The 20,323-nt window shown below is 72.2% G+C and carries 21 protein-coding genes and 5 pseudogenes; 10 read left to right on the top strand and 16 right to left on the bottom strand.

Going from position 1 to position 20,323, the window contains the following annotated elements; all coding sequences use genetic code 11:
- Positions 1-30: 30 nt before the first annotated feature.
- Positions 31-675 carry a dihydrofolate reductase family protein gene (locus tag ACIP5W_RS11235; RefSeq protein WP_401470139.1) on the bottom strand — a complete coding sequence of 215 codons (645 nt, stop codon included), beginning with the start codon at positions 673-675 and terminating at the stop codon, positions 31-33.
- Between the two features lie 550 nt (positions 676-1,225).
- Here ACIP5W_RS11235 and ACIP5W_RS11230 point away from each other — a divergent pair.
- A complete protein-coding gene (locus ACIP5W_RS11230) occupies positions 1,226-2,965 on the top strand; it encodes a protein kinase (protein ID WP_401470136.1) in 1,740 nt (579 codons plus the stop codon).
- 233 nt (positions 2,966-3,198) lie between these two features.
- On the opposite strand, the gene ACIP5W_RS11225 is transcribed toward ACIP5W_RS11230, so the two are convergent.
- The gene (locus ACIP5W_RS11225; protein ID WP_401470133.1) at positions 3,199-3,483 is read right to left on the bottom strand and encodes a hypothetical protein; all 285 of its coding nucleotides are present in this window, start codon (positions 3,481-3,483) and stop codon (positions 3,199-3,201) included.
- On the opposite strand from ACIP5W_RS11225, the pseudogene ACIP5W_RS11220 reads away from it, so the two are divergent.
- The 4 genes and pseudogenes from ACIP5W_RS11220 to ACIP5W_RS11205 all read left to right on the top strand — a co-directional run.
- Positions 3,463-3,772 (top strand): annotated as a pseudogene (locus tag ACIP5W_RS11220) (transcriptional regulator); the annotation flags it as partial. The gene ACIP5W_RS11225 and the pseudogene ACIP5W_RS11220 sit on opposite strands and share 21 nt — an antisense overlap.
- 687 nt (positions 3,773-4,459) lie before the next feature.
- Positions 4,460-5,314, top strand: coding sequence for a CAP domain-containing protein (locus ACIP5W_RS11215; protein ID WP_401470130.1), 855 nt, complete (start codon positions 4,460-4,462; stop codon positions 5,312-5,314).
- Positions 5,284-5,637: pseudogene (locus ACIP5W_RS11210) on the top strand (DoxX family protein). Before ACIP5W_RS11215 ends, ACIP5W_RS11210 begins: the two are co-directional and overlap by 31 nt.
- Before the next feature lie 276 nt (positions 5,638-5,913).
- On the top strand, positions 5,914-6,447 hold the full coding sequence (locus ACIP5W_RS11205; RefSeq protein WP_401470128.1) for a 2'-5' RNA ligase family protein: 534 nt from the start codon (positions 5,914-5,916) through the stop codon (positions 6,445-6,447).
- Positions 6,448-6,714: 267 nt separating this feature from the next.
- Here ACIP5W_RS11205 and ACIP5W_RS11200 read toward each other — a convergent pair whose 3' ends face one another.
- From ACIP5W_RS11200 to ACIP5W_RS11180, 5 genes are all read right to left on the bottom strand, one after another.
- Positions 6,715-7,245: an SRPBCC family protein gene (locus ACIP5W_RS11200; RefSeq protein ID WP_401470125.1), complete on the bottom strand. Its 531-nt coding sequence runs from the start codon at positions 7,243-7,245 to the stop codon at positions 6,715-6,717.
- A gap of 3 nt (positions 7,246-7,248) precedes the next feature.
- Positions 7,249-8,316 (bottom strand): alkene reductase, encoded by a 1,068-nt coding sequence (locus ACIP5W_RS11195; protein WP_401470122.1) that lies wholly within the window; start codon positions 8,314-8,316, stop codon positions 7,249-7,251.
- A 47-nt stretch (positions 8,317-8,363) separates the two neighbouring features.
- A complete protein-coding gene (locus tag ACIP5W_RS11190) occupies positions 8,364-9,338 on the bottom strand; it encodes an alpha/beta hydrolase (RefSeq protein WP_401470119.1) in 975 nt (324 codons plus the stop codon).
- A 192-nt stretch (positions 9,339-9,530) separates the two neighbouring features.
- Positions 9,531-10,472, bottom strand: coding sequence for an NADP-dependent oxidoreductase (locus ACIP5W_RS11185; RefSeq protein WP_401470116.1), 942 nt, complete (start codon positions 10,470-10,472; stop codon positions 9,531-9,533).
- Positions 10,473-10,587: 115 nt separating this feature from the next.
- Positions 10,588-11,409, bottom strand: a complete 822-nt coding sequence (locus tag ACIP5W_RS11180; RefSeq protein WP_401470113.1) for a helix-turn-helix transcriptional regulator — start codon at positions 11,407-11,409, stop codon at positions 10,588-10,590.
- 221 nt (positions 11,410-11,630) lie between these two features.
- Here ACIP5W_RS11180 and ACIP5W_RS11175 point away from each other — a divergent pair.
- Positions 11,631-11,735, top strand: a pseudogene (locus ACIP5W_RS11175) (IS481 family transposase); the annotation flags it as partial.
- On the opposite strand, the gene ACIP5W_RS11170 reads toward ACIP5W_RS11175, so the two are convergent.
- The 6 genes and pseudogenes from ACIP5W_RS11170 to ACIP5W_RS11145 form a co-directional block, all read right to left on the bottom strand.
- Positions 11,726-12,613, bottom strand: a complete 888-nt coding sequence (locus ACIP5W_RS11170; RefSeq protein ID WP_401470110.1) for a restriction endonuclease — start codon at positions 12,611-12,613, stop codon at positions 11,726-11,728. The pseudogene ACIP5W_RS11175 and the gene ACIP5W_RS11170 sit on opposite strands and share 10 nt — an antisense overlap.
- 328 nt (positions 12,614-12,941) lie before the next feature.
- Positions 12,942-13,334, bottom strand: a complete 393-nt coding sequence (locus tag ACIP5W_RS11165) for a hypothetical protein (RefSeq protein WP_401470107.1) — start codon at positions 13,332-13,334, stop codon at positions 12,942-12,944.
- Positions 13,335-13,523: 189 nt separating this feature from the next.
- A pseudogene (locus ACIP5W_RS11160) lies at positions 13,524-13,694 on the bottom strand (zinc-binding dehydrogenase); the annotation flags it as partial.
- A 163-nt stretch (positions 13,695-13,857) separates the two neighbouring features.
- Positions 13,858-14,421 (bottom strand): dihydrofolate reductase family protein, encoded by a 564-nt coding sequence (locus tag ACIP5W_RS11155; RefSeq protein ID WP_401470104.1) that lies wholly within the window; start codon positions 14,419-14,421, stop codon positions 13,858-13,860.
- Between the two features lie 373 nt (positions 14,422-14,794).
- On the bottom strand, positions 14,795-15,022 hold the full coding sequence (locus ACIP5W_RS11150) for a hypothetical protein (RefSeq protein WP_401470101.1): 228 nt from the start codon (positions 15,020-15,022) through the stop codon (positions 14,795-14,797).
- Positions 15,023-15,183: 161 nt separating this feature from the next.
- On the bottom strand, positions 15,184-15,930 hold the full coding sequence (locus ACIP5W_RS11145; RefSeq protein ID WP_401470098.1) for a LysR family transcriptional regulator substrate-binding protein: 747 nt from the start codon (positions 15,928-15,930) through the stop codon (positions 15,184-15,186).
- A gap of 4 nt (positions 15,931-15,934) precedes the next feature.
- Between ACIP5W_RS11145 and ACIP5W_RS11140 the strand changes: the two genes are divergently transcribed.
- The 4 genes from ACIP5W_RS11140 to ACIP5W_RS11125 all read left to right on the top strand — a co-directional run bounded on the left by ACIP5W_RS11140 (position 15,935) and on the right by ACIP5W_RS11125 (position 17,339).
- Positions 15,935-16,042, top strand: coding sequence for a hypothetical protein (locus ACIP5W_RS11140; protein ID WP_401470095.1), 108 nt, complete (start codon positions 15,935-15,937; stop codon positions 16,040-16,042).
- 103 nt (positions 16,043-16,145) lie between these two features.
- The gene (locus ACIP5W_RS11135) at positions 16,146-16,838 is read left to right on the top strand and encodes a hypothetical protein (protein ID WP_401470092.1); all 693 of its coding nucleotides are present in this window, start codon (positions 16,146-16,148) and stop codon (positions 16,836-16,838) included.
- A complete protein-coding gene (locus tag ACIP5W_RS11130) occupies positions 16,835-17,008 on the top strand; it encodes a universal stress protein (RefSeq protein WP_401470089.1) in 174 nt (57 codons plus the stop codon). Before ACIP5W_RS11135 ends, ACIP5W_RS11130 begins: the two co-directional genes overlap by 4 nt.
- The gene (locus tag ACIP5W_RS11125) at positions 16,998-17,339 is read left to right on the top strand and encodes a universal stress protein (protein WP_401470086.1); all 342 of its coding nucleotides are present in this window, start codon (positions 16,998-17,000) and stop codon (positions 17,337-17,339) included. Before ACIP5W_RS11130 ends, ACIP5W_RS11125 begins: the two co-directional genes overlap by 11 nt.
- Before the next feature lie 340 nt (positions 17,340-17,679).
- Here ACIP5W_RS11125 and ACIP5W_RS11120 read toward each other — a convergent pair.
- The 3 genes and pseudogenes from ACIP5W_RS11120 to ACIP5W_RS11110 form a co-directional block, all read right to left on the bottom strand.
- Positions 17,680-18,003, bottom strand: a pseudogene (locus ACIP5W_RS11120) (transposase); the annotation flags it as partial.
- 69 nt (positions 18,004-18,072) lie between these two features.
- Entirely contained in the window at positions 18,073-19,191 is a 1,119-nt protein-coding gene (locus tag ACIP5W_RS11115; RefSeq protein WP_401470083.1) for a fatty acid desaturase family protein, read from the bottom strand.
- 7 nt (positions 19,192-19,198) lie between these two features.
- Positions 19,199-20,254 (bottom strand): ferredoxin reductase, encoded by a 1,056-nt coding sequence (locus ACIP5W_RS11110; RefSeq protein ID WP_401470080.1) that lies wholly within the window; start codon positions 20,252-20,254, stop codon positions 19,199-19,201.
- Positions 20,255-20,323: the final 69 nt, after the last annotated feature.

Here is a 20,323-nt window from a genome sequence, read left to right as displayed (position 1 = left end):
CCCCGTGTGATCGGCGCAGGGGCCCTCGCGTCACCTTCGCCAGAACAGGTGGTGCGTCACGCCGCTCGGGCTGGGCACGACCTCCAGATGGAACCGGTCGAGCAGCTCGTCGGGGGACTCCCACAGCCGCAGTCCGGACCCGAGCTTCACCGGTGAGACCGCCACGTGCAGGGTGTCGACGAGGCCGGCGTCGAGGAACTGCCGGATGGTGCTGACGCCGCCGCCGAGCCGGACGTCCTTGCCCTGCGCCGCCACCCGCGCCCGTTCGAGGACCGCGGCCGGGTCGCCGTCGACGAAGTGGAACGTGGTGTCGCCGAGCGTGAACGACGGACGCCTGTGGTGGGTCATGACGAACACCGGCGTGCGGAACGGGGGCTCCTCCCCCCACCAGCCGCGCCACCCGTGGTCCTGCCAGGGCCCGCGCTGGGGCCCGAACTTGTTGCGGCCCATGATCTCGGCACCGATGTTGCGTGCGAAGTCCCGCGTGAAGTAGTCGTCCAGGCCCCGGCTCCCGCCGGGCTCGGTGCGCATGGGCCAGCTCGCCGTGGCCCCGGCCCAGGCGAACAGCCTCTCGGGACGGTCGTGGCCGAACGGCCGCTCGAGACTCTGGTGTTCACCGGCCCCGATTCCGTCACTCGAGACGCTGAAGTTCATGACTCTCAGTAGTTGATCCACGTGTTTCCTCGTCAGGTCCTGTCGTGCCGTCGTGCGGCGAGGCGCCGCACATCAAGACGTCGAACGGGACGTGGCCGGATCGACAGCGGCCCGCACCCTTTTTTCCGAGGCGCGTCAGGAACCGGTGCGGCCGGCGGTGCGGCCGCGGCGGGCGCCGACGGCATCGAGACGGCCCGGGGCGGCCGCCGTGGACCCCGGTGCGGTGAACGGCCCGCTCCCGGTCTCCGGATCCGCGCCCGGGACCGCGTCGTCCCCCTCGGGCTCCCACCGCCGCGACCGGCGTCCCCGGACGGTGCCCGCCGGCATCCCCCGGCCGTGAAGAAGCGGTGCATCTGCCCCCGTACACAAGGCCGTTGGGCCGCCTGGTCGTCGAACTGCCGTACGGGCGCTGGAGTATGATCCGCTCACCGGCGCTTTTGCGGAGAGACAGCACATCAGCCACGCACCGCGCAGCGCGGGCGGCGCGCACCACCGCGAGCCATCGGTCCACGGTGGGCAGGCGCACGGCGGTCGTGCGGCCGGACAGATCGTTCCAGGAGGAATCCCGCGCGTGCACCCGCTCACCGACGCCGATCCGGACCGGATCGGCCGCTACCGTCTCACCGGCCGCCTCGGGGCGGGCGGCATGGGCACCGTCTACCTCGGCAGCACTCCCGGCGGCCGCCCGGTCGCGATCAAAGTCATCGGCGGCCAACTCGCCCACGAGGAAAGGGCCCTGGAACGGTTCCGCCGTGAGGTGGACACCCTGCACACCGTGCGAAGCGCCTACACCGCCTCGGTCATCGACTGCGGTCTGGACACCCCGCCGTACTGGTTCGCCACCGAGTACGTGCCCGGCCGGACCCTGCACTCCGCGGTGTCCGCGTCGGGCGCTCTGCCGGCGCCGCTCTGCCGCAGCCTGCTCGCGGCGCTGGCCGAAGGGCTGTCCGACATCCACGTGCACGCGGTGCTGCACCGCGACGTCAAACCGCAGAACATCATCCTCTCCCCGGTCGGCCCGCAGCTCATCGACTTCGGGATCGCCCGGGAGAGCGGGCAGAGTCCACTGACCCAGGTCGGCCTCACCGCGGGCACACCGGGCTTCACCGCTCCCGAGGCCTTCGACGGAGAGGAAGTCGGCTTCGCCGCCGATGTGTTCGCGCTGGGCGCCACACTGGCCTTCGCGGCGACCGGCCGGCCACCGTTCGGTGACGGCGCCTTCCCCGCGGTCGCCTACCGCACCGTCCACGGCGACATCGATGTCGAAGGAGTCGAGCCGGGGCTCGCCGCGATCATCACCGCCTGCACCGACCGCGACCCGGCCCGGCGGCCGGCGCCCGGGCGGATCGTGGAGCTGTGCCAGTCGCACACGTCCCTGGCCAACGACCCCGCCTACCAGCGGATCGCCACCCCCGCCACGACGTCCGGCGCCGCGGTTTCGGCCCCTGCCCCCGTCCCCACGGAACGGGACGCCTCCCAGCAGGCCCCGGCCGTGCGGCCCCACGAGATCCCGACCGTCCTGGCCGCGGCGCCCCCGGCCCCGACCCAGGCGTGGCCGACCGGGGTCTCCCCGGCCTCCGGCCGTTCGGGCGGGCACCCCGGTCCGCGGCAGCCGGCCGGCACGGCACCGGACTCGCCGGCCCCCGGCGGAACGGGCCGGCGTGGTTTCCGGCGCACGACCGTCCTGACCGGCACGGCAGTCGCGGGCGCGGGCGCCCTGGCCGCCGCCCTGCTGGCGCTGCAGCCCTGGCAGGACGAGAAGGGATCCGCCGGCACGCGCTCCGGCACCCGGGCGAGCGCCACGGCCACGGACGAGGCCCCGGACGACGCCACGGACAAGGACAGGACCGACGCCACGGACAAGGACAGGACCACGGACGGCAACGCCGACGCGGAGCCGGATGCCACGGCATCGCCGCGGCAGAGCACCGATCCCGGCGCGACGGCGGGTCCGGACGAGGGCGGCGCACAGGGCGTCCCCGCGCAGAGGGTGATCAGTGCGCCGATGACGCTGGGCCCCGGCGAGGAGGTTGCCGCGGCCCGGATCCGGCTCGTCCTGCAGCCCGACGGCAACCTCGTCGCCTACGACGAGACCGGCCAGGCGCGCTGGGCGACCCGGACGCTCGGCACCGGCGCGCGCGCCGACTTCCAGACCGACGGCAATCTCGTCGTGTACGACACGCAGAACCGGGCCGTGTGGGCGAGCCGGACGAATGGGCACGAGTCCGCGGTACTGAAGCTCCAGACCGACGGCAACATCGTCATCCTCGAAGGGGAGACCGTGCTCTGGGCCTCGGGCACGCACCACTGAGGCCGTTTCCCCCCCACGATGCTCCCCGGCCGCTGCCGCACAGCCCCGCCGGCCGCACCGCCCACCCCCACCTACCGCGACGTCCTGCGCCGCGAGGGCGGCACCGCCTTCGCCGCCGGAGTCCCCGGCGGCATGCGCGCACAGCCGTCCGGCACCACCCCCGAACACCTGCGCCCCCTCCGCGGACCCCCGATCTCCGGAGCACGCCGCCACCTGCGGCCAATCACCCCGGATCAAGGGGTGAAGACCTGTTCGAGACGGTCGACGGCCCCGTCCGCACCGAGGTGGTACCGGAAGACCAGGCCGCTGCCGGGGTGCGCCTCCAGCCGGTTCAGGAACTCCTGGACACCGATGGGCTGGTTCTCGGTGCTCGCCACGACGGGGTCGGTGACGGTGACGTACGCGGCCTGGTCCATGACCAGATACGTCTCCTTGCCGACCGTCTCGAACGGCGCGCCGTCGGAATCCGGAGTGCCGCAGCCCCGGTTGCCGTACCTATGGCCGACCTGGGCGTGCACGCGGACATGGAGCCGGCCGACTTCCTCGCAGCGACGGACGACCACAAGAGCCGCGATCCGGAGCTGGCGATCGTCGTCTCGGCGGTCAAGGCGACGGTGAAGGGCGGCCTGGGCAAGCTGCGCGAACGCCCGCGCGGGGAGGGCCGGCGGCCCGGCGAGCGGTGGCGCGCCCTGTCCCCGGCCCACCTGGCGGCCGGACATCCGCGCGGCCGTCATCTCCCGCACCCGCATCAACCTCCACCGCAAGATCGTCAAACACGCGGCGTTCACCGGCCGGTACCCGGTCGCCGAAGACGCGGGTGGGGCTCGACCGACGCTTCGGCCGGCCGGCGCGCTCTCGCCGTGTGCCCGGTGGCACCGGACCGGTGGGGCCGGACCTGCTCGCGTATGCCGCCGGTCCTTCCTGCGGGTGGGTCACCCCCTCTGGTCACCGTCCACGAGGCGCCCGGCGAGCCGGAGACGCCCCGGGGCGAACGGCCCGGCGTCCTCACCCCGGCCGACGCCCGACCGCATCGCCCCGCCCCCGGGCACCGGGCACCGGGCACCAGGCACCGGAAGGGTTGTGGAGAAAGCCAGTGACATCCCTCACGTGCCCGGTCCCCGTCAACGTGCCGCGATAGTACGTGGCGTGTGGGCGACATAGGCGGATCTGGCCTATGGAAGCAGGCATACGCGGCACCCGGGCCGGGGTCACCGGCCGGTGTCACCGGCCTCGAGCCGCCGGGCCGCCTCTGCCGTCCTTCTGACGGAGTGTGAGGCGCCGTCGGCGTTCGGCGCGGCGGCTCGGCACAATCCCGGGCCGGATTCAAGGGTGCCCTCGTCTACTAGGTGAGGTAGTGGAAGCCCTCGTTGCGGCGCCCTCACGCGGCTTTTAACAATGACGGCCCCGCACGGCGTCCTCCGCAGGTCAAGCCCAGTGTCGGTGCGAGACCGAGCCTGCCGGAGGCGCAAGGAGAGTCGACCGAACGAGGTCCGCATGAGGAACCACCGGAAGCACCGCAGGAAGACGCGCCGCCGGCCCATAGCCGTCGCCGTCCTGGCGATCGGCGCGGTGGCGGTGCCGTCGGCCGCCATGGCATGCAGGGACGACGCAGGAGCCGAGGCCGTCACCGCCACGTCCGGCGGTCCCTGGACGGACGGCAGGAAGACGTCCTGGGACGGACACCGCACGGACGGCAGGAAGGCGCCCTGGGACGGACACCGGGGACGGGACGTCCGGACCGTGAAGCCCACGGCGACGGCCTCTCCCTCGGCCTCGCCGACGGCATCTCCCGGGACTGCGGCGCCCACCCCGCAGAAGCCCAAGGCGCCCGTCGCGAAGACGAGCACCCCGCCCGCCCCGACGAGGACCACCGCCGCACCGGAGCCGGTTGCCGCGCCCCCCTCGCCGACGGCCGCCGCACCGAAGCCGCCCGCCGCCACGGCTCCCGCCGCCGGCACGGCGACCCCCGCATCCGCCGCCGTCGCCCGCGTGGTCGCCCTGGTCAACAGCGAGCGCGCCAAGGCCGGTTGCTCCCCGGTCACCCTGAACGCGAAGCTCTCGCAGGCCGCCCAGGCCCACAGCGCGGACATGGCGAGCCACCGCACCATGTCGCACACCGGTTCCGACGGGTCCGACCCGGGACAGCGGATCACGCGCGCGGGCTACCTCTGGAGCACCTACGGCGAGAACGTCGCGTACGGGTACTCCACGCCCGAGCAGGTCATGGCGGGCTGGATGGCCAGCGCCGGCCACAAGCGCAACATCCTGGACTGCGGCTTCAGGGAGATCGGTGTGGGGGTGGCGCAGCCCGGCGACTACTGGACGCAGGACTTCGGCACGGCCCGCTGACACTCACGGGGCCCGCGCCCGGCACGAGCCGACTCCGCCCGATGACGGCCTGGGCCGACCGCATGCCCTGCCGCCCTCAGAACGCGTGGGGATGGCCGAAATGACTCGGCGCGGCCGGCCTGATCCTGCCGCCGCTGACCGGCATCGCACCCTCACCGGCGTCGGCGTCGGCGTCGGCGTCGGCGGCCATCGGTCTCGGCCTCGTCCTCCTGAGGACCGGTGCGATCGCCGTCCAGCTGACCGCCGGGGACCGCCGGATCGCACTCGACGCCGGGCTCACCGCCACCGCAGCCGTGACCATCTGGCCGGCCACCGGGCGGTGAGCGAGCCCGGTCCTCGGCCTGAGGACGCGATCCAGGGCCGGCCGCACCACAGAAGTGGAGCCACAACCGCAACTCGTGAACAAAGCCGGCCACGCCCGTTCCGTGCCGTCGAAGCGCTCCTCGTCACCCGACACCACCTCCTCGAACAGCTTCTGCACGCCCAGCCGCAGGCTGACGCCGTCGTGATCGCCGGCCACACCGCAGGCGTCGCGCACTGCCTGAAGGCCGGGTCGGGCGGGCGGCGGTACCGCACGCGCTCGCCGGTAGGCTGCGGGGGTGCGCACGGTCGAGCTTGTGTTGGACGAGGCGGCGGAGCTGGCGGTCCGGGAGGCCTGGAGACGGCTGGCGGATGCGGGGCTGCCCAGTCAGGCGCGCCACCGCTCACCGACGAACAGCCCGCACCTGACCCTGGCCGCCTGCCCGGAGCTGACCGCCCCGATCCGCTGGGAACTTGCCGAGGTGGCCGCCGCCCTGCCGCTGCCGGTGCGTTTCACCGGCGTGGTCCGCTTCGAGCGGCCCACCTCGGTACTGGCCTGGGCGCTGGACTGCGACGTGGCGCTGGCCGGTCTGCACCGCCGGGTGTGGGAGGCGGTGGCCTCGGACAGTGCGCCCGAGACCCTCAACCCCTTCCACGAACCCGGGCGCTGGAGCCCGCACGTCACGCTCGGCCGGACCCGACGCCCTGGTGCCTTCGCCGGCCGGCGGGTCCCCGGACTGCTGCCCGCGCCGCCGCTGTCGGCCCGGCTCACCACCCTGCGCAGCTACGACACCGAGAGCGGCGCCCTGGAGGTGCTGGAGTCGCGCCCCTGAGACCGTGTCCCGTGGGGTGAGGCGGAGGAGTCGCCCGTAGCAGCAGAGGGCGGCGGCGAGGCCGCGCGCGAACCCCGGCACAGCGCCCACCAGGGCGCTCGGCTGAGCCGCACGGCCCGAGGGACTGCTCGACCGAACGGCCCCGCTGCAAGGCCCCGAGAAGGAACGACTCCGCCAAGTACCGCACCCGGTCGCAATACGGCTCGCCCGAGCCGCGAGGCCCGACGGTCGGCAGGAGCATCAGCGGTGTCGTGCTGCTCCGGGCCGTCAGCTGACCCGGGGTGGCACCGGCTCGCTGTTCTTCTCCGTTTCGATGACGTGGACGCACCGGTCGAGGGCGGCGGCCATGTAGCGGCGCCAGAGCGGGGCGAAGGGGCCGGCGAGGATCCCGCGTCGGCCGGGCAGTGGTTTGAACTCGTAGGTCCAGCGGATGAGTGCGCCCTCGCCGTCGGGGCTGACGTTGAACTCGCCCCGTACTCCGGCCGTGAGGCGGGAGAGGACGTTGGTGAAGTTGGTCAGCTGGTAGGCGAAGCTGGATCCGGGCGTGTATTCGGTGAGTTCTTCGTCGGCCTGGGAGCCGTCGTCGAACTGCGGGTTCCTCCGGGGGCCCGCGTGGTCCCAGGTCTCGGTCTGGTTCTTCACACCGCTGATCCCGGGGAACGGGAAGACCGGGCGGAAGACGGTGGGAAGGTCGATGGGGGCCAGGACGCGGAAGGCGTCCTGAGGTGCCCTGAGGGTTCGCTGCTGGACGGTGACGCTGACGGTCTTGTCGTCGGGCTTGATGAGGACAGTGGTCATGGTTCAGCTCGCAGCGGTGGTGGTGAGGGCCGGGTAGTCGGTGTAGCCGCGGTGGTCGCCGCCGTAGAAGGTGGCCGGGTCGGGCTCGTTGAGGGGCGCACCCGTGCGGATGCGGTGGGGCAGGTCGGGGTTGGCCAGTGCTGTGGCGCCGACCGTGACGACGTCGGCCAGAGCGGAGTCGAGATCGGCGAAGCGGATGTCGAGCGGGGTGCCGGCGCGGTTGACGATCAGTGCGGTGGACCACTGCCGGCGCATCCGCTGCAGGAGTTCTTCGTCAGGCCCTTGGACGACGTGCAGGTAGGCCAGGCCGAGCGGGTCGACGGTGTCGAGCAGTGCCGGGTAGACGTCGTGGGTGTCGTGCTCGGTGATGTCGTTGTAGGGGTTGCCGGGGGAGATGCGCAGGCCGGTGCGGTCGGCGCCGATCTCGGCGGCGACCGCGGCTGTCACCTCGGCGGTGAAGCGGATGCGGTTGGTGACGGAGCCGCCGTACCGGTCGGTGCGGTTGTTGGCATTGGCTGAGAGGAACTGGTGGAGGAGGTAGCCGTTGGCGCCGTGGATCTCGACGCCGTCGAACCCGGCGGCGACGGCCGCCGCCGCCGCGTGGCGGAACTCGTCGACGACACCGGTGATCTCGTCGGCGCTGAGGGCCCGCGGGACGGGCATCTCCTGGGGGCCGCTGGTGGTGAACATGACACCCTTGGGCTGTATGGCCGAAGGGGCGACCGGTGTGCGGTGGTGCGGGGTGTTCTCCGGGTGGGAGACACGGCCGGTGTGCATGAGCTGGACCACGATGCGGCCGCCCTCGGCGTGCACGGCGTCGGTGACCTTGCGCCAGCCGGCGATGTGGGCGTCGGTGTAGATGCCCGGGGTCAGCAGATAGCCCTGGCCGTCGTCGCAGGGCTGGGTGCCTTCGGTGATGATCAGGGCCATCGAGGCCCGCTGCCGGTAGTACTCGGCGTTGAGCTCGCTGGGTGTGCCGTCCGCCAGGGAGCGGTCGCGGGTCATGGGTGCCATGGCCAGCCGGTGCGGCAGTTCCATGGCGCCCACGGTGAAGGGGGTCCAAAGAGTCACGGGACGTCGCTTTCTGCTGTTCGGAGCTGTCGGGTGAGCGGTGAGGGTCAGAGGGAGGCGAGGACGCGGACGCGGTCGGCGACGGCACGGCGGGCGACATCGGTGGTGAAGGCGATGGAGTCGAATTCGTGCGGGACACCGGGGTGCAGGTGGAACTCCACAGGGACACCGGCCCGGCTGAGCTTGGCCGCGTAGGCGAGGTCCTCGTCGCGGAAGGCATCGAGCTGGCCGACCTCGATGTATGCCGGGGGCAGTCCGGTCGCGTCCTCGAGCCGGGCGGGAGCCGCCGTGGCGGGCACGTCCGGCCTGCCCGCCGCGTCGCCGAGCAGCGCCGGCCACGCGGTGCGGCTGTCGTCGTAGGACCACAGCAGGTACGGCTCGATGTGCGGGTCGGGCGTGGGGGTGCGGTCGTCGAGCATCGGCATGAGCAGGATCTGCCGGGCGATCGCCGGACCGCCGCGCTCCCGGGTGAGGATCGACAGGGCCGCGGCCAGTCCGCCCCCGGCGCTGTCGCCCATCACGGCGATCCGGCCCCGGTCGACGCCCAGTTCGTCGGCGTGTTCGTGCAGCCAGCGCAGGGCGGCGTAGGCGTCCTCGACCGGCGTCGGGAACGGATGCTCGGGGGCCCGGCGGTATTCCACCGACAGCATCGGCACCCCGCTGGCGGAGACGTAACGTGAGACCGGTCCGTCGAAGAGGTCGATGTGGCCGAAGATGTAGCCGCCGCCGTGGAAGAACAGCACTGCCGGCCCCGCTGCGGCGCCGGTCTTGGCGTACCAGCGCATGCTGATCCGTGTGCCGTCGTCGGCGGTTGCGTGGTGCTCGGCGGTCGTGACGTCGGCCGGGATCGGCTGGGCCGCCGAGGCGGCACCGATGATCGGCTCCCACATGGCGCGGCGGGCGGGCACGTCGCCGACCGCCGGGGGTGTGGTGTGCGCCATGGCCTCGGCCATGGGGGCGAAAACCTGGGCGAACTCGGGGTCGAAACCGAGTGACATGGCTGTCCTGTCTTTCTGGCTCATAGGTCTGACTGGCTCATGGGTCTGAGCTGGTGTGATGCGTAGGAGCGGTGGAGCCTCAGGCCGGGATCCGGCTGTGGCCGGCATGAATGTGCTGGGGCTGCGCGCTGCCAGGTCTGGCAGCGCGCGGCTTTTTGCGATGGCCCGACCGCTTGCAGGCAGACGCGACGCGATCGCTGTGCCGGAGAAGGCCGCCTAGGTGAGAGGGGCGGCGGAGGGAAGGACGAGGACCTTGCCGGAGAGCGCGCCTTCTGCGGCCTGCGCGTGCAGCGCCGGCAGCTCGGCCAGCGGCACCCGTCGAGCGATGTCGATGTGCAGCGCTCCGGAGTCGACCAGCGTCACCAGCCTCGCCAGCTGCGCGGCGTCGCTGTTGACGAAGAGGTTGACGCCGCGCACGCCGCGCTCCTCGTCGGAAGGCGCGGGCATCCACACCGTGGTGTTCACCACGATGCCGCCGTCGCGGACCACGGAGGTCAGCGCGGTCAGTTGCATCGGATCGACCGGCGCGAGGTTGAGCACGACGTCGACCAGCGCGGACAGCTCGGGGACCCCGTGGCCGAACACCTCATCGGCACCCGCAGTCCGGACGCGTTCGCTGCTGCGCGGCCCGGCCGTGGCGATCACGTGCGCGCCGGCGTGCTTGGCCAGCTGGACGGCGTAGCCGCCGACCGCGCCGCCCGCACCGTTGATCAGCACCCGCTGGCCGGCAGTCAGCTCGGCGTGGTCGAAGAGGGCCTGCCAGGCGGTGAGCCCGACCAGCGGCAGCGCGCCCGCATCGGCCAGCGGGACGCTCGCGGGCGCCGCCGTCAGCAGGCCGGCCGGTGCGAGCACGTACTCCGCCGCCGCGCCGGCGCCGGTCATCGGCAGGAAGCCGACAACCTGGTCACCCGCCCTGACCGTGTCCGCGCCCTCGCCCAGCGCGTCGACCGTGCCCGCGACGTCGATGCCGGGGGTGTGCGGCAGGGTCACCGGGATGGGGCCCTGCATGAAGCCCGCGCGAATGTTGCCGTCGACCGGGTTGAACGACGTCGCGGCCACCCGGATCCGGACCTCCCCGGCCGCGGGGACCGGCTGTTCCACGTCCTCGTAACGCAAGACGTCCGGAGCGCCGTACTCATGGAAACGCACTGCTTTCATGACAAATGCCACCTTTCGCGGCAGAGAATATGCTTCGAATTTGAATCATCGTGGGATCCGGGCACGCCCCGGCTTCGAGACCGTGCCTTCGGACGTGTGAGGGACGAGACGGCCGCTAGACGGCGGTCAGGAGCTGAAGCTTGCCGTGGCTCGGGGAGCCGGGCACGGCGGTGAACACCAGCAGCGTCTGGCACTGCTCCGGATCCAGCAGCATCTCGGCGTACAGCTCCAGCTCCCCCAACTCGGGGTGCAGGTAGCGCTTGAGGTCGTGATGATGCGTCACCCCCACCTCGTGCAACCGCCAGATGTTCGCGAACTCGGAACTGGCCTCCAGGAGCGCCGCGACGATCTCGCCGGCCCTCCCCGTGGGATTCGCCGTGTACGCGTCCCGGATCTCCGCGGCAAAGACCCTGCCCCGTATCGGATGATCCTCGACGGGGTACAGGCCACGGATCCGCGGATCACCGGTGAACCAGCGGTAGACCAGGTAACGGGACATGCCCGAGTACTGGGTGTAGTCACCGAGCAGGGCGACCGCCGGGCGCGTCTGCAGCAACGCCTCGCCGAGCCGTGACAGCACGATCGCGGGCACGTCCGAGAGGCCGGCGACGATCCGCATCATCGTGGGACCGATGTGATCGTCCCGCAGGATCCGCCGCGGCGCCGGGATCCCGCCCAGGACGAAGAGGTGGTCACGCTCGCCCTGGTTGAGACGCAGCGCCCGGGCGAGCGCGACGAGCATCCGCTCCGACGGTGCCGGACCTCGCTGCTGCTCGATCCGGCTGTAGTAGTCGGCCGACATCCCGGCCAGTGCCGCCACCTCCTCGCGCCGCAGCCCGCCGGTGCGGCGCCGCTGCCCGCGGGGAAGCCCGACATCCTCCGGCTGCAACGTCTCACGACGCGCTCGGAGAAAATCAGCCAGCAACGCCCGGTCCATCGTCCGACCTCCTCTGTTCGACAGGGCAATCCTGACGCGAACCGGGAACCGGATGAAGGGGAGTTCTAACCGCGGACAAGTTGTCCCTGGCTGGTGCTGTGACCGCACAGGTTCGCCGGAGCGTCGGCTTCGGCGAACGACGAGGGCGGCGTGGGCGTCGGAGACGGCCGGCCGGACGCCGGACAGGCCGCGATCGGTGCGTGGACGTCGGTGATGCGGCCGCCCTGGCAGACTTCCTCCACACCTGCAACCACCACCGCTGCCACACCGCACTCGACGGAAACCCGCCGATCAGCCGTGTCAACAACGCTGCGGGTCAATACGTCTGGGACGCCGCCGTGTCCGAAGGGCGAGCCGTGTCGCGGGTGTTCCAGCGCAGCAGGAGGACAGCGGCCGTCAGGGACAGCACGGTGAACGTTGCGGGCACCAGGACGTCCGCGGTGTCTCCGCGCCACAACCGCGCGTTGGTGAGCCAGGCGGCCGGCAGGTCCACAAGGAGCAGGCCCAGGCCCGTCGGCCAGTAGCGGCGGCGGGACTTCTCCCGGAGGCCCGAAACGATCAGGACGGTGGGTACGACGGCCATCAGCAGCGTCACCAGGGCCCGGCTCGGACGGGGCTCGAAGCTCTCGGCCCCGGGAATGAACAGCGCAACGGCCATCAGGACGAGACCCAGCACGATCCGGCCCGTTCCCGGCCGCACCCCCCGGGGAGGTCCGGGAGCCGGCGCGGGGGTGAGCGCCGGTGCCGACGTCGCCGGTGCTGATTTGGCCAGAGACACGGAAGGCGTCGAAGCCGGTGCCGTGGCGATACGGCGGGCCGGGGCGTTGACCGCGGTCATCGACCCGTCCAGGCCGTAGACGAACAGAGCGATGCCGTTCTCGGCGGCGTACTCGACCGCGGTGGCGGCGTAGCTGCTGCCGGTGAAGAAGAGCAGGTCCTTGTCCAGGGCCCGGCCGCGGGCCCCGAACAGGCGCTGCAGTTCGGGCCTGCCCACGGCGGCCGCCTGGTACTTGACCTGTCCCAGCGCCCGCCGCGAGCGTACGTCGACCCCGCCGTCGCTCCCGCCGGGCCGGGCCCGGGCGTCCTGGTAGCCCCAGTGACGCATCCAGGCCGCGGCATTGTGCTCGGCCTCCTGCCAGGACTGGATCTGGCGTCTGGCCGCAGGCTCAGGCGGTCTGACCGCCTGGGTGTCTTCGTGTGTCACGCCAGGAAGTATCGCCAATGCGATCCAGGGCCTCACCTGGGACCGTGCACGTCACCGCCCTGCGCCCGTCCGGATCCGGACCGCGGGCACCTGGCGCAGAACCCCCTCGTCGCGCACCGTCGGCGCCGTCCGCTCTCGTCCCGCCCGTCCGCGGGCGTCCGGACGGCGTCGTGACGCGCCGTGGGTCACGACGCGCGTGATCCCGGGGGAGTGGCGCTACCGCGTGCAGCAGGCCGCGATCCGGCGCGGGGCACGGCGGCCGCGACGTCGTGTCCCGCGACGACCGGGCCGCCTCCGCACCTCCGGCCCGGCGCGGACGACGGGCCGCTCAGGCCGCACTCCGGTCGTTGTAGTGGCGGACGATCTCGTCGAACGCGGCTCGGCCGGCGTCGTCGAGGCGGTAGGTGTCGCGGCGGGGCAGGGGCGGGCGGGTGCAGTCCGGTCCGTGGACCTGGCCGTCGGAGTGCTTCCACAACGGGCAGCACGGCGTGAGCGGCCGGACCTGCTCGCCGGCCTCCCGCCGTGCCGCGCGCTGCGCCTCGGCCCGCGCGCGGTGGTGTGCGCACCGGCATACGGCGTCGGCGGCGAGCAGGCTGGGCGCGGCCCAGGCGACGAGGATGCCGAGCAGCCACTCGTGGTCGACGAGGAGCCAGGCCGCGGCAGCCAGTTCGGTGAGGGCAAGGGTGCGGCAGGCGCGGGCGAGGGCGAGGTGTCGGGTCACGGGTGGCTCCCGGTGGGTGGGCTGTTCCTGGTGCAGTTGCGGATGCCCCGTCCGGCCCGGGTCAGCCCGCCGGCCCGGGTCAGCCCGCCGGCCGACGCGGGCGCCCGCCGTGGCCGAAGAGACCCGCCGCTTCGCCCGTCGGCTTCCCCGGGCGCCGCCGCCGGGCTGCCTGCTCCCCGGCACGGCCCGTCACCGGGCGACCGTGAGCACGGTCTTGCCCTGGACGTGTCCTCGGGCGGCGCGTTCGTGTGCTGCTCGGGCGTCCGCGAGCGCGTACGTGCTGCCGATCAGGGCGAGGACCGTGCCCGCGTCGAGCGGGCGTCCCGGTTCGGCAGGCCGTACGCCGTCGGAGCGGCCCCGGCGCCCTCGCCGCGGCAGGCCGGCGCCCCTGGCGGCCCCGGCACGTCAGCGCCCGGGCGCTCCGACGCGGAGCGCGTCCATGACGAGGTCCAGCAGGAGCGTCGCCCGGGGCCGCCACTCCCGCTTCGTCGACGCACACGGCCCGTGACTCCCGGACGGCCGCTCAGCGCCTCGTCTCGTACCTGGTCAGCATCACGCCGCAGGGAAACGTCCGCGTCTCCACCAGGTCCAGGTTCACCCAGCTGTCCAGCGCGGTGAAGAACGGCGTGCCGCCGCCCGCCAGGACCGGCGCGGTGGCCAGCACGTACTCGTCGATCAGCCCGGCCCGCATGGCCGCCCCGGCGAGCGTCGCGCCGCCGATGTCCATCGGGCCGCCGTCCTCGGCCTTGAGCCGGGTGATCTCGGCGACCGCGTCGCCGGTGACCAGGCGGGTGTTCCAGTCGACCTTGTCGACCGTCGAGGAGAACACCACCTTCGACATGTCCCGCCAGCGGCGCGCGAACTCGATCTCCGCCGGGGTGGCGTCGGGCTGCTGGTCGCCGGTCGGCCAGTGGGAGCTCATCGTCTGCCACAGCTTGCGCCCGTACAGCGACAGGTCGGTCGCCTGCAACCGGTCGGACCAGAACCGGAACAGCTCCTCGCTCGGCACGCTCCAGCCGATGTCGTCGCCGGGCGCGGCGATGTAGCCGTCCAGGGTCAGGTTCATGCCGTAGATCAATTTCCGCATGGCGCCAGCCTTCTGTGAGTCGGTCTCACGCGTGCAGACCGGCGCGGCGCGGGAAACTCATCGGTGCCGGCGACGTGGACGCATCCGGACACCGGCCGGCTCCCCCCGCCCCGGGCAGACGGGCCCCGGGCAGACGGCATCCAGGTGGCCTCGCCGCCCGCGGACGGCCTGACACCGGCGTGAGCGGGTGCCGAGCACGCGGAGCCCCCGCTCGCGGCCCGCGACGATCCCGCTGCACTCGCGGGCCCAGCCCGGCAATCCGTGGTGCCTCCGTCGGCCTGCGCGTTCACGGGGTGCACGAGCCGAAGGCAGGGCCGCCCCGCTCGGTGGATGCCGAGGGCCGCCCCTGCCCGGGCAAAGCACCGGCACGCGGTCAGTCGCCTGCGGGCACACCCAGCTGCTCGGCGCGGGCCGCCAGGAGGGCGTCCGAGCCGGCATGCGGGCGCGGCCGGTCGGCGCGCGGTGTCACCGCGTGGCCCGGCAGGATGCCGAAGGCCGACGACAGCCGGATCGCCAAACGGCACTCGCCCGTCGTGGCGAGCCGGCCCGCACACCAGCGGTACGCGTGGGCCCGGCCGGCCGAGTGGGATCCAGACCGCAACCGGTAGAAGTTTCAGGAGGCGTTCTCAGCAGTGCCGCGGCGCTTTGTGCCTCCCGGCTCCAGAAGGGGGCACGCGAGGTGAGGCAGTCCATGCAATGCCGGACTTTCTTGAGCGCCTGCGAGTGGTGATGGCCTGTGTCGCGTCCTGCGTCGGTGGGGCATCAGGGGCAGGGCGTTGCGGGGCCAAGAGCGAGGAAGGCCCGCAGCGGCCGGGTGGGCTGCGGGGTGCCCCGCCAGATCAGTGCCTTGCGGTAAGCGAGGGAGGGACTGACCGGGACGGCGCTGACTCGGGGGTTCCCGACGAGAGCCCGGTCGCCACCCACTGTCAGGGAGACGCCGACACCTCCCTCCACGAGAGCGACGTGCAGGGCCCCGTCGTTGATCGCGTACCGGGTGCTGAAGTCGATGCCGGCGGCATCGAAGGCGGACTGCAGCCGTGGCCGCAGTCCGCTGTTCCGGCCGTAACTGATCAGGGTCTTTCCGGACAGCAGCTCGATGGGGATGCTCTTGCGGCCTGCGAGCGGGGAGTCCGCCGGGACGACGGCAACGATCTCGTCCTCGAGCATGACCGCACTACGCATGCCCTGGGGCAGGGAATGCTCCGGCAGGGCCACCACGGCGGCGTCCAGCTCGCCGTTCCCGACGCGCGCGATGAGCGCGGCGCTGCGCCCCTCGACGAGCTGCACGGCGACGCCCCGGTACTGGCGGTGGAAGGCGCCCAGGAGCGCGGGCAGACGGGTGTGCTCGACGTCGTCCACGGCGCCCAGGAGGAGCGTGCCGGTGACCAGAGCGGTGCGGGAGGCGAACTCGGCGATCACCCTGTCCGCGTCAGCGAGAGTCCGGCCGGCCAAGGGCAGCAGCACCCGGCCGGCCTCGGTCAGCCGGACACTGCGTGGCGCCGTCGACAACGGTGTGACACGGGATGAGCTCGCAGCGATCATCACGCACATCGCGTTCCACGCGGGCTTTCCCACAGCCGTCAGCGCCTCGGCCATCGCGGCCCGCACGCTCCTGGACTGACAACGCGCACCCCGTCATGGCCGAGACCGCTGCCCGCACCCCAGGTGCCCTTCGTCCACTGCGTGTGAGCCGGACCGTGCCTGCGCAGGCGCACGGTCCGCTGGTGAGGGCCGCTGCGGTGGTGCTGGCCGTCTGGGCGCTGGCCGGATTCTACGGCTCCCTGGGCCCGGCGCCGGTCCGTCGCGTCGTCCCCGGCCAAGGCGCGCTGCTGGGCGGACTCGCCCTGTTCACACTGACGGCTTGCGGTGCCCTGACCGTCCTCGTGCTGCGGAGTGCCGCTCCCGGCACCACCATGCAGGTGGGAGCCCTGGCTCTCATCGGGGGTGCAGCGGTCACCTTGGTGTCTGTCGCGCTCGGCTCCGCCGGGCTGTTCTTCATGGGCACGGCGATCGCCGGTGTCGGGTTCGGAGCCGGTTTCCAGGGCGGCGTCCGCACGGTCGTGCCGCTCTCCGAACCACATCAGCGGTCGGGATTGCTGTCCGTCATGTACCTGATTTCCTATCTCGGTTTTGGTCTGCCGACGATCGTCGCCGCAGTGATCGTCGTACACGGCGGCGTGGCAAGGGCCGCCTACGAGTACGGCACAGCAGTGATGCTGCTCGCCGCACTGGCTCTCGCCGGCACGCTCGCACGCCCAGCCGCGCGGATCCCGGCCACCCCCGCAGCGCCCGCTTCCCGCCCGGGCGGTCCCGCGGTGGACGTGTGCGCCGACGCATGCCGCACCGGTGCTGCGCCCGGGCGCCCTTCCTCCTCGCACGGCAGCGCTCCGGCGCACAAGGGAGACGAAACCAGATGAACCAGCCGACACCCGGCACGGCCCCGCGGATCGTCGTGGGCGTCGACGGCTCCCCGGCCTCCAAACGGGCCCCGGCCTGGGGCAGTTACACGGCCTCCGCGATGGGAGGGGTGCTGGAGGCGGTGACAGCGTGGCAGAGCCCCCCCTTCCTGGACCGGCGTGGCGGATGACTGGGACCCCGCCACCGAGGCCGGCACCATGCTGTCCGGCTGCTGCGACGAGGTGTTCGGCGATGCCCCGCCCAAGGACCTGCGGACCACGGTTCGTCCAGGCGCCGCCACAGCCGTCCTGCTCACCGAGAGCGTCGGGGCCCGGATGCTTGTGCTCGGCAGCAGGGGGCACGGCGGTTTCACGGGTCTCCTGCTGGGATCGGTCAGCGCCGCATGCGCCGAGCACGCCCTCTGTCCCGCTTTGATCATCCACGGCGATGAGCTTCCCCCGGCGGTCGAGCCCGATGCGGGCCGGACCCCCCGTGCACCGGCGGCGGAGGAATCACGGTGACCGCAGGCGAAGAAGCCCGGAGCGGGAGGAAGGCTCCGCAGTCCAGCCCCTACCGGCATCCCGCAGCCGGACGGGGCGCGGCGAAGAGTGTCGGACAGTTCCTCCGGACGGCTTCCTGGCGGTTCCGTACGGCATTCCACGGGGCTGCGCGGCCGGTTGCATGCCGGAGACGAACGTGCCGTGCGCGATCAGCGACTACAGCGCACGGAGTGATCAGCCCCTCATGAAGCACGTGAAGGCGACCGTGGCACCAGCCTCGCCGGCACCGTGATCACCACTCGGGTTCCGGCTGAAGACGGTGCGTTCGCCGAGGTGGCCGAGGGCGCGGGGATCGAAGATCCACCTGCCCGCCCCCGGTCTTGACGTTGACGGCGTCCACGAACAGGACCGGGCAGACGCGATCGAGCGGCCGGTTCTGCCGTTCGGCCGTGCCGTCCGTCACCTTGTCGGTGATGGTGGGGACGGTCCGCTCCGACACCTGCGCCCCGTGGACCTCGGCGAGGTGCGCGCAGATCTCCCCATGGGTGAGGCCCTTCGCCGAGAGCGACAGCACCATCTCGTCGGCGCCGGTCAGACGGCGCCGACGCTTGTCGACGGTCTGCGGCTCGAAGGCGGCGGCGGTGTCGCGGGGCACCTTCACCTCGACCGGACCGACATCCACCGTCCGCAACGGATCTCACCGAAACCGGCGGTGCCGCCGCTGCGGCCGAAAGACCTGAACCACTACCGGGCATCAGGCCGCGACGAGCTCCTGCTCGCGGTCCGGCGTCTTGACCCCGGGCTTCTTGTTCGGCAGTGAGAGCCGGAAGACCTTGTGCCACGCGGAGAACACCTGCTTGGGCAGCGGCCCGGTGACGTACTCCAGCTCGTACTTCTCGAACAGCGCGCGCACCTTCACCGCGACCTCGGCGTACCGGTTGCTCGGCAGGTCCGGGAACAGGTGGTGCTCGATCTGGTGCGACAGGTTGCCGGTCATGAAGTGCATGGCCTTGCTGCCGCTGATGTTCGCCGAGCCCATCATCTGGCGCAGGTACCACTGGCCGCGCGTCTCGCCCTTGATCGACCGGCGCTCGAAGACCTGCACGCCCTCGGGGAAGTGCCCGCACATGATCACCGAGTGGGACCAGAGGTTGCGGACCAGGTTCGCGGTGAACGTGGCGGCGAGCGTGGGGAGGAACGACGGGCCCGACAGCAGCGGGTGGATCACGTAGTCCTTGAGCACCTGCTTGCGGATCTTGCGGCCCACGGCCCTGGCCCGCGCGCGGAACTCCGGGTTCTTGCGGCGGCGCTTGTGCAGGTTCTTGCCGAGCTCCAGGTCGTACGCGGCGATGCCGTACTCGAAGAAGCAGGCGTTGATGAAGTTCCACAGCGGCTGGCCGAGGTGGAACGCGTGCCACTTCTGGTCCTCGTCGACGCGCATGATGCCGTAGCCGAGGTCGTTGTCCTTGCCGATCACGTTGGTGTACGTGTGGTGCAGCTCGTTGTGCGAGTGCTTCCACTGGTCGGCCGGCGAGACGTGATCCCACTCCCAGGTGGTGGAGTGGATCTTCGGGTCCCGCATCCAGTCCCACTGGCCGTGCAGGATGTTGTGGCCGATCTCCATGTTGTCCATGATCTTCGCCACGGACAGACCGGCGGTGCCGACCAGCCACGCGGGCGGGAAGACCGAGAACAGCAGCACGCCCCTGCTGACCAGCTCGAGCGTGCGTTGCGCGGAGATGACCTTGCGGATGTAGGCGGCGTCCTTCTCGCCGCGGCCGGCGATCACCTCGTCGCGGATCGCGTCCAGCTCGCGGCCGAGCTCCTCGATCTGCTCCGCGGTCAGGTGGGCGGTGGGGTCGATGGCGGTCAAGGTGCTCCTACCGTTCGATGGCGCAGGCGCCCGCCGCAGCGGACACGCAGGTCTGGATGAGGACGCCCGGCTCGGCCTCGGTGATCTCACCGGTGCGCAGATCGCGGACGGCGCCCGCCTTGAGGGGCGTGACGCAGCCGAAGCAGATGCCCATGCGGCACCCGGACGGCATGAGCACGCCGGCCTCCTCGCCGACGTCCAGCAACGGCGTGGCGCCGTCCGCGTCGACGGTCTTGCCGGTGGTGCTGAACGTGACCTCGCCGCCGTCGCCGGCGACGACGATGCCGGGGCGGAAGCGTTCGGTGTGCAGGCGCTCCGGTACGCCGTGCTCGCTCCAGTGCTCCTCGGCGGCGTCGAGCAGGCCCGCGGGCCCGCAGGCCCAGGTCTCGCGCTCGGCCCAGTCGGGCACGAGTTCGTCGAGACGGGCGATGTCGAGCATGCCGTCCGTGTCGGTGTGCAGCTCGGTGAGCCGCAGCTTCTTGTCCGCGACCAGGCCGTGCAGCTCGTTGCGGAAGATCACGTCTTGCGGCCGTGGCGCGCAGTGGACCATGACGACGTCGTCGAACTCGATGTCGCGCAGCATGCCCATCACGGGCGTGATGCCGCTGCCGGCCGTCAGGAAGAGCACCTTGGCGGGCTTGGCCCGCGGCAGCACGAAGTCACCGGTCGCCTGGTCGAGCTGGATCAGCGTGCCCGGTTTCGCCCTGCGGACCAGGTGGTTGCTGACCTTGCCGTCCGGGATCGCTTTCACGGTGATCGTGACGCGGCCGTCCCGGCGGTTCGTCGGCGAGGTGACGGAGTAGGCACGCCACAGGCGCACCCCGTCGACGTCGACCCCGATCCGCACGTACTGACCGGCCGTGTGGCCGCGCCAGCCCCGTCCCGGCCTGATCACGAGGGTCGCGGCGTCACCCGTCTCGGGGTGCACGGCCTCGATGCGCCCACGCAGGTCGGCGCCCGCACGCAGCGGGCTGACCAGGTCGAGGTAGTCCGACGGCAGCAGCGGCGTCGTGACCATCTCCAGCAGTTTCCACGCCCTGCTGCGCAGGGCTGCACTCGTCATGCCTCCAGCTTGCTGTGCCTCACGGCGTAAAGTCCTGACCGCAGGACGTGAATCTGCTCGATCGATTTG

The sequence above is a fragment of the Streptomyces sp. NPDC088766 genome, assembly GCF_044750845.1.
In the GTDB taxonomy this organism is placed as follows: domain Bacteria; phylum Actinomycetota; class Actinomycetes; order Streptomycetales; family Streptomycetaceae; genus Streptomyces.
The sequence above is the reverse complement of the archived record's forward strand: the minus strand, read 5'-3'. Positions and strand labels throughout refer to the sequence as shown.

Coding starts and splice junctions, on each gene's coding strand:
- ACIP5W_RS11110 (WP_401470080.1), bottom strand. CDS start 20,254: ATGACGAGTGCAGCCCTGCGCAGCAGGGCGTGGAAACTGCTGGAGATG.
- ACIP5W_RS11200 (WP_401470125.1), bottom strand. CDS start 7,245: ATGACCACTGTCCTCATCAAGCCCGACGACAAGACCGTCAGCGTCACC.
- ACIP5W_RS11130 (WP_401470089.1), top strand. CDS start 16,835: ATGAACCAGCCGACACCCGGCACGGCCCCGCGGATCGTCGTGGGCGTC.
- ACIP5W_RS11190 (WP_401470119.1), bottom strand. CDS start 9,338: ATGAGCCAGAAAGACAGGACAGCCATGTCACTCGGTTTCGACCCCGAG.
- ACIP5W_RS11180 (WP_401470113.1), bottom strand. CDS start 11,409: ATGGACCGGGCGTTGCTGGCTGATTTTCTCCGAGCGCGTCGTGAGACG.
- ACIP5W_RS11185 (WP_401470116.1), bottom strand. CDS start 10,472: ATGAAAGCAGTGCGTTTCCATGAGTACGGCGCTCCGGACGTCTTGCGT.
- ACIP5W_RS11155 (WP_401470104.1), bottom strand. CDS start 14,421: ATGCGGAAATTGATCTACGGCATGAACCTGACCCTGGACGGCTACATC.
- ACIP5W_RS11215 (WP_401470130.1), top strand. CDS start 4,460: ATGAGGAACCACCGGAAGCACCGCAGGAAGACGCGCCGCCGGCCCATA.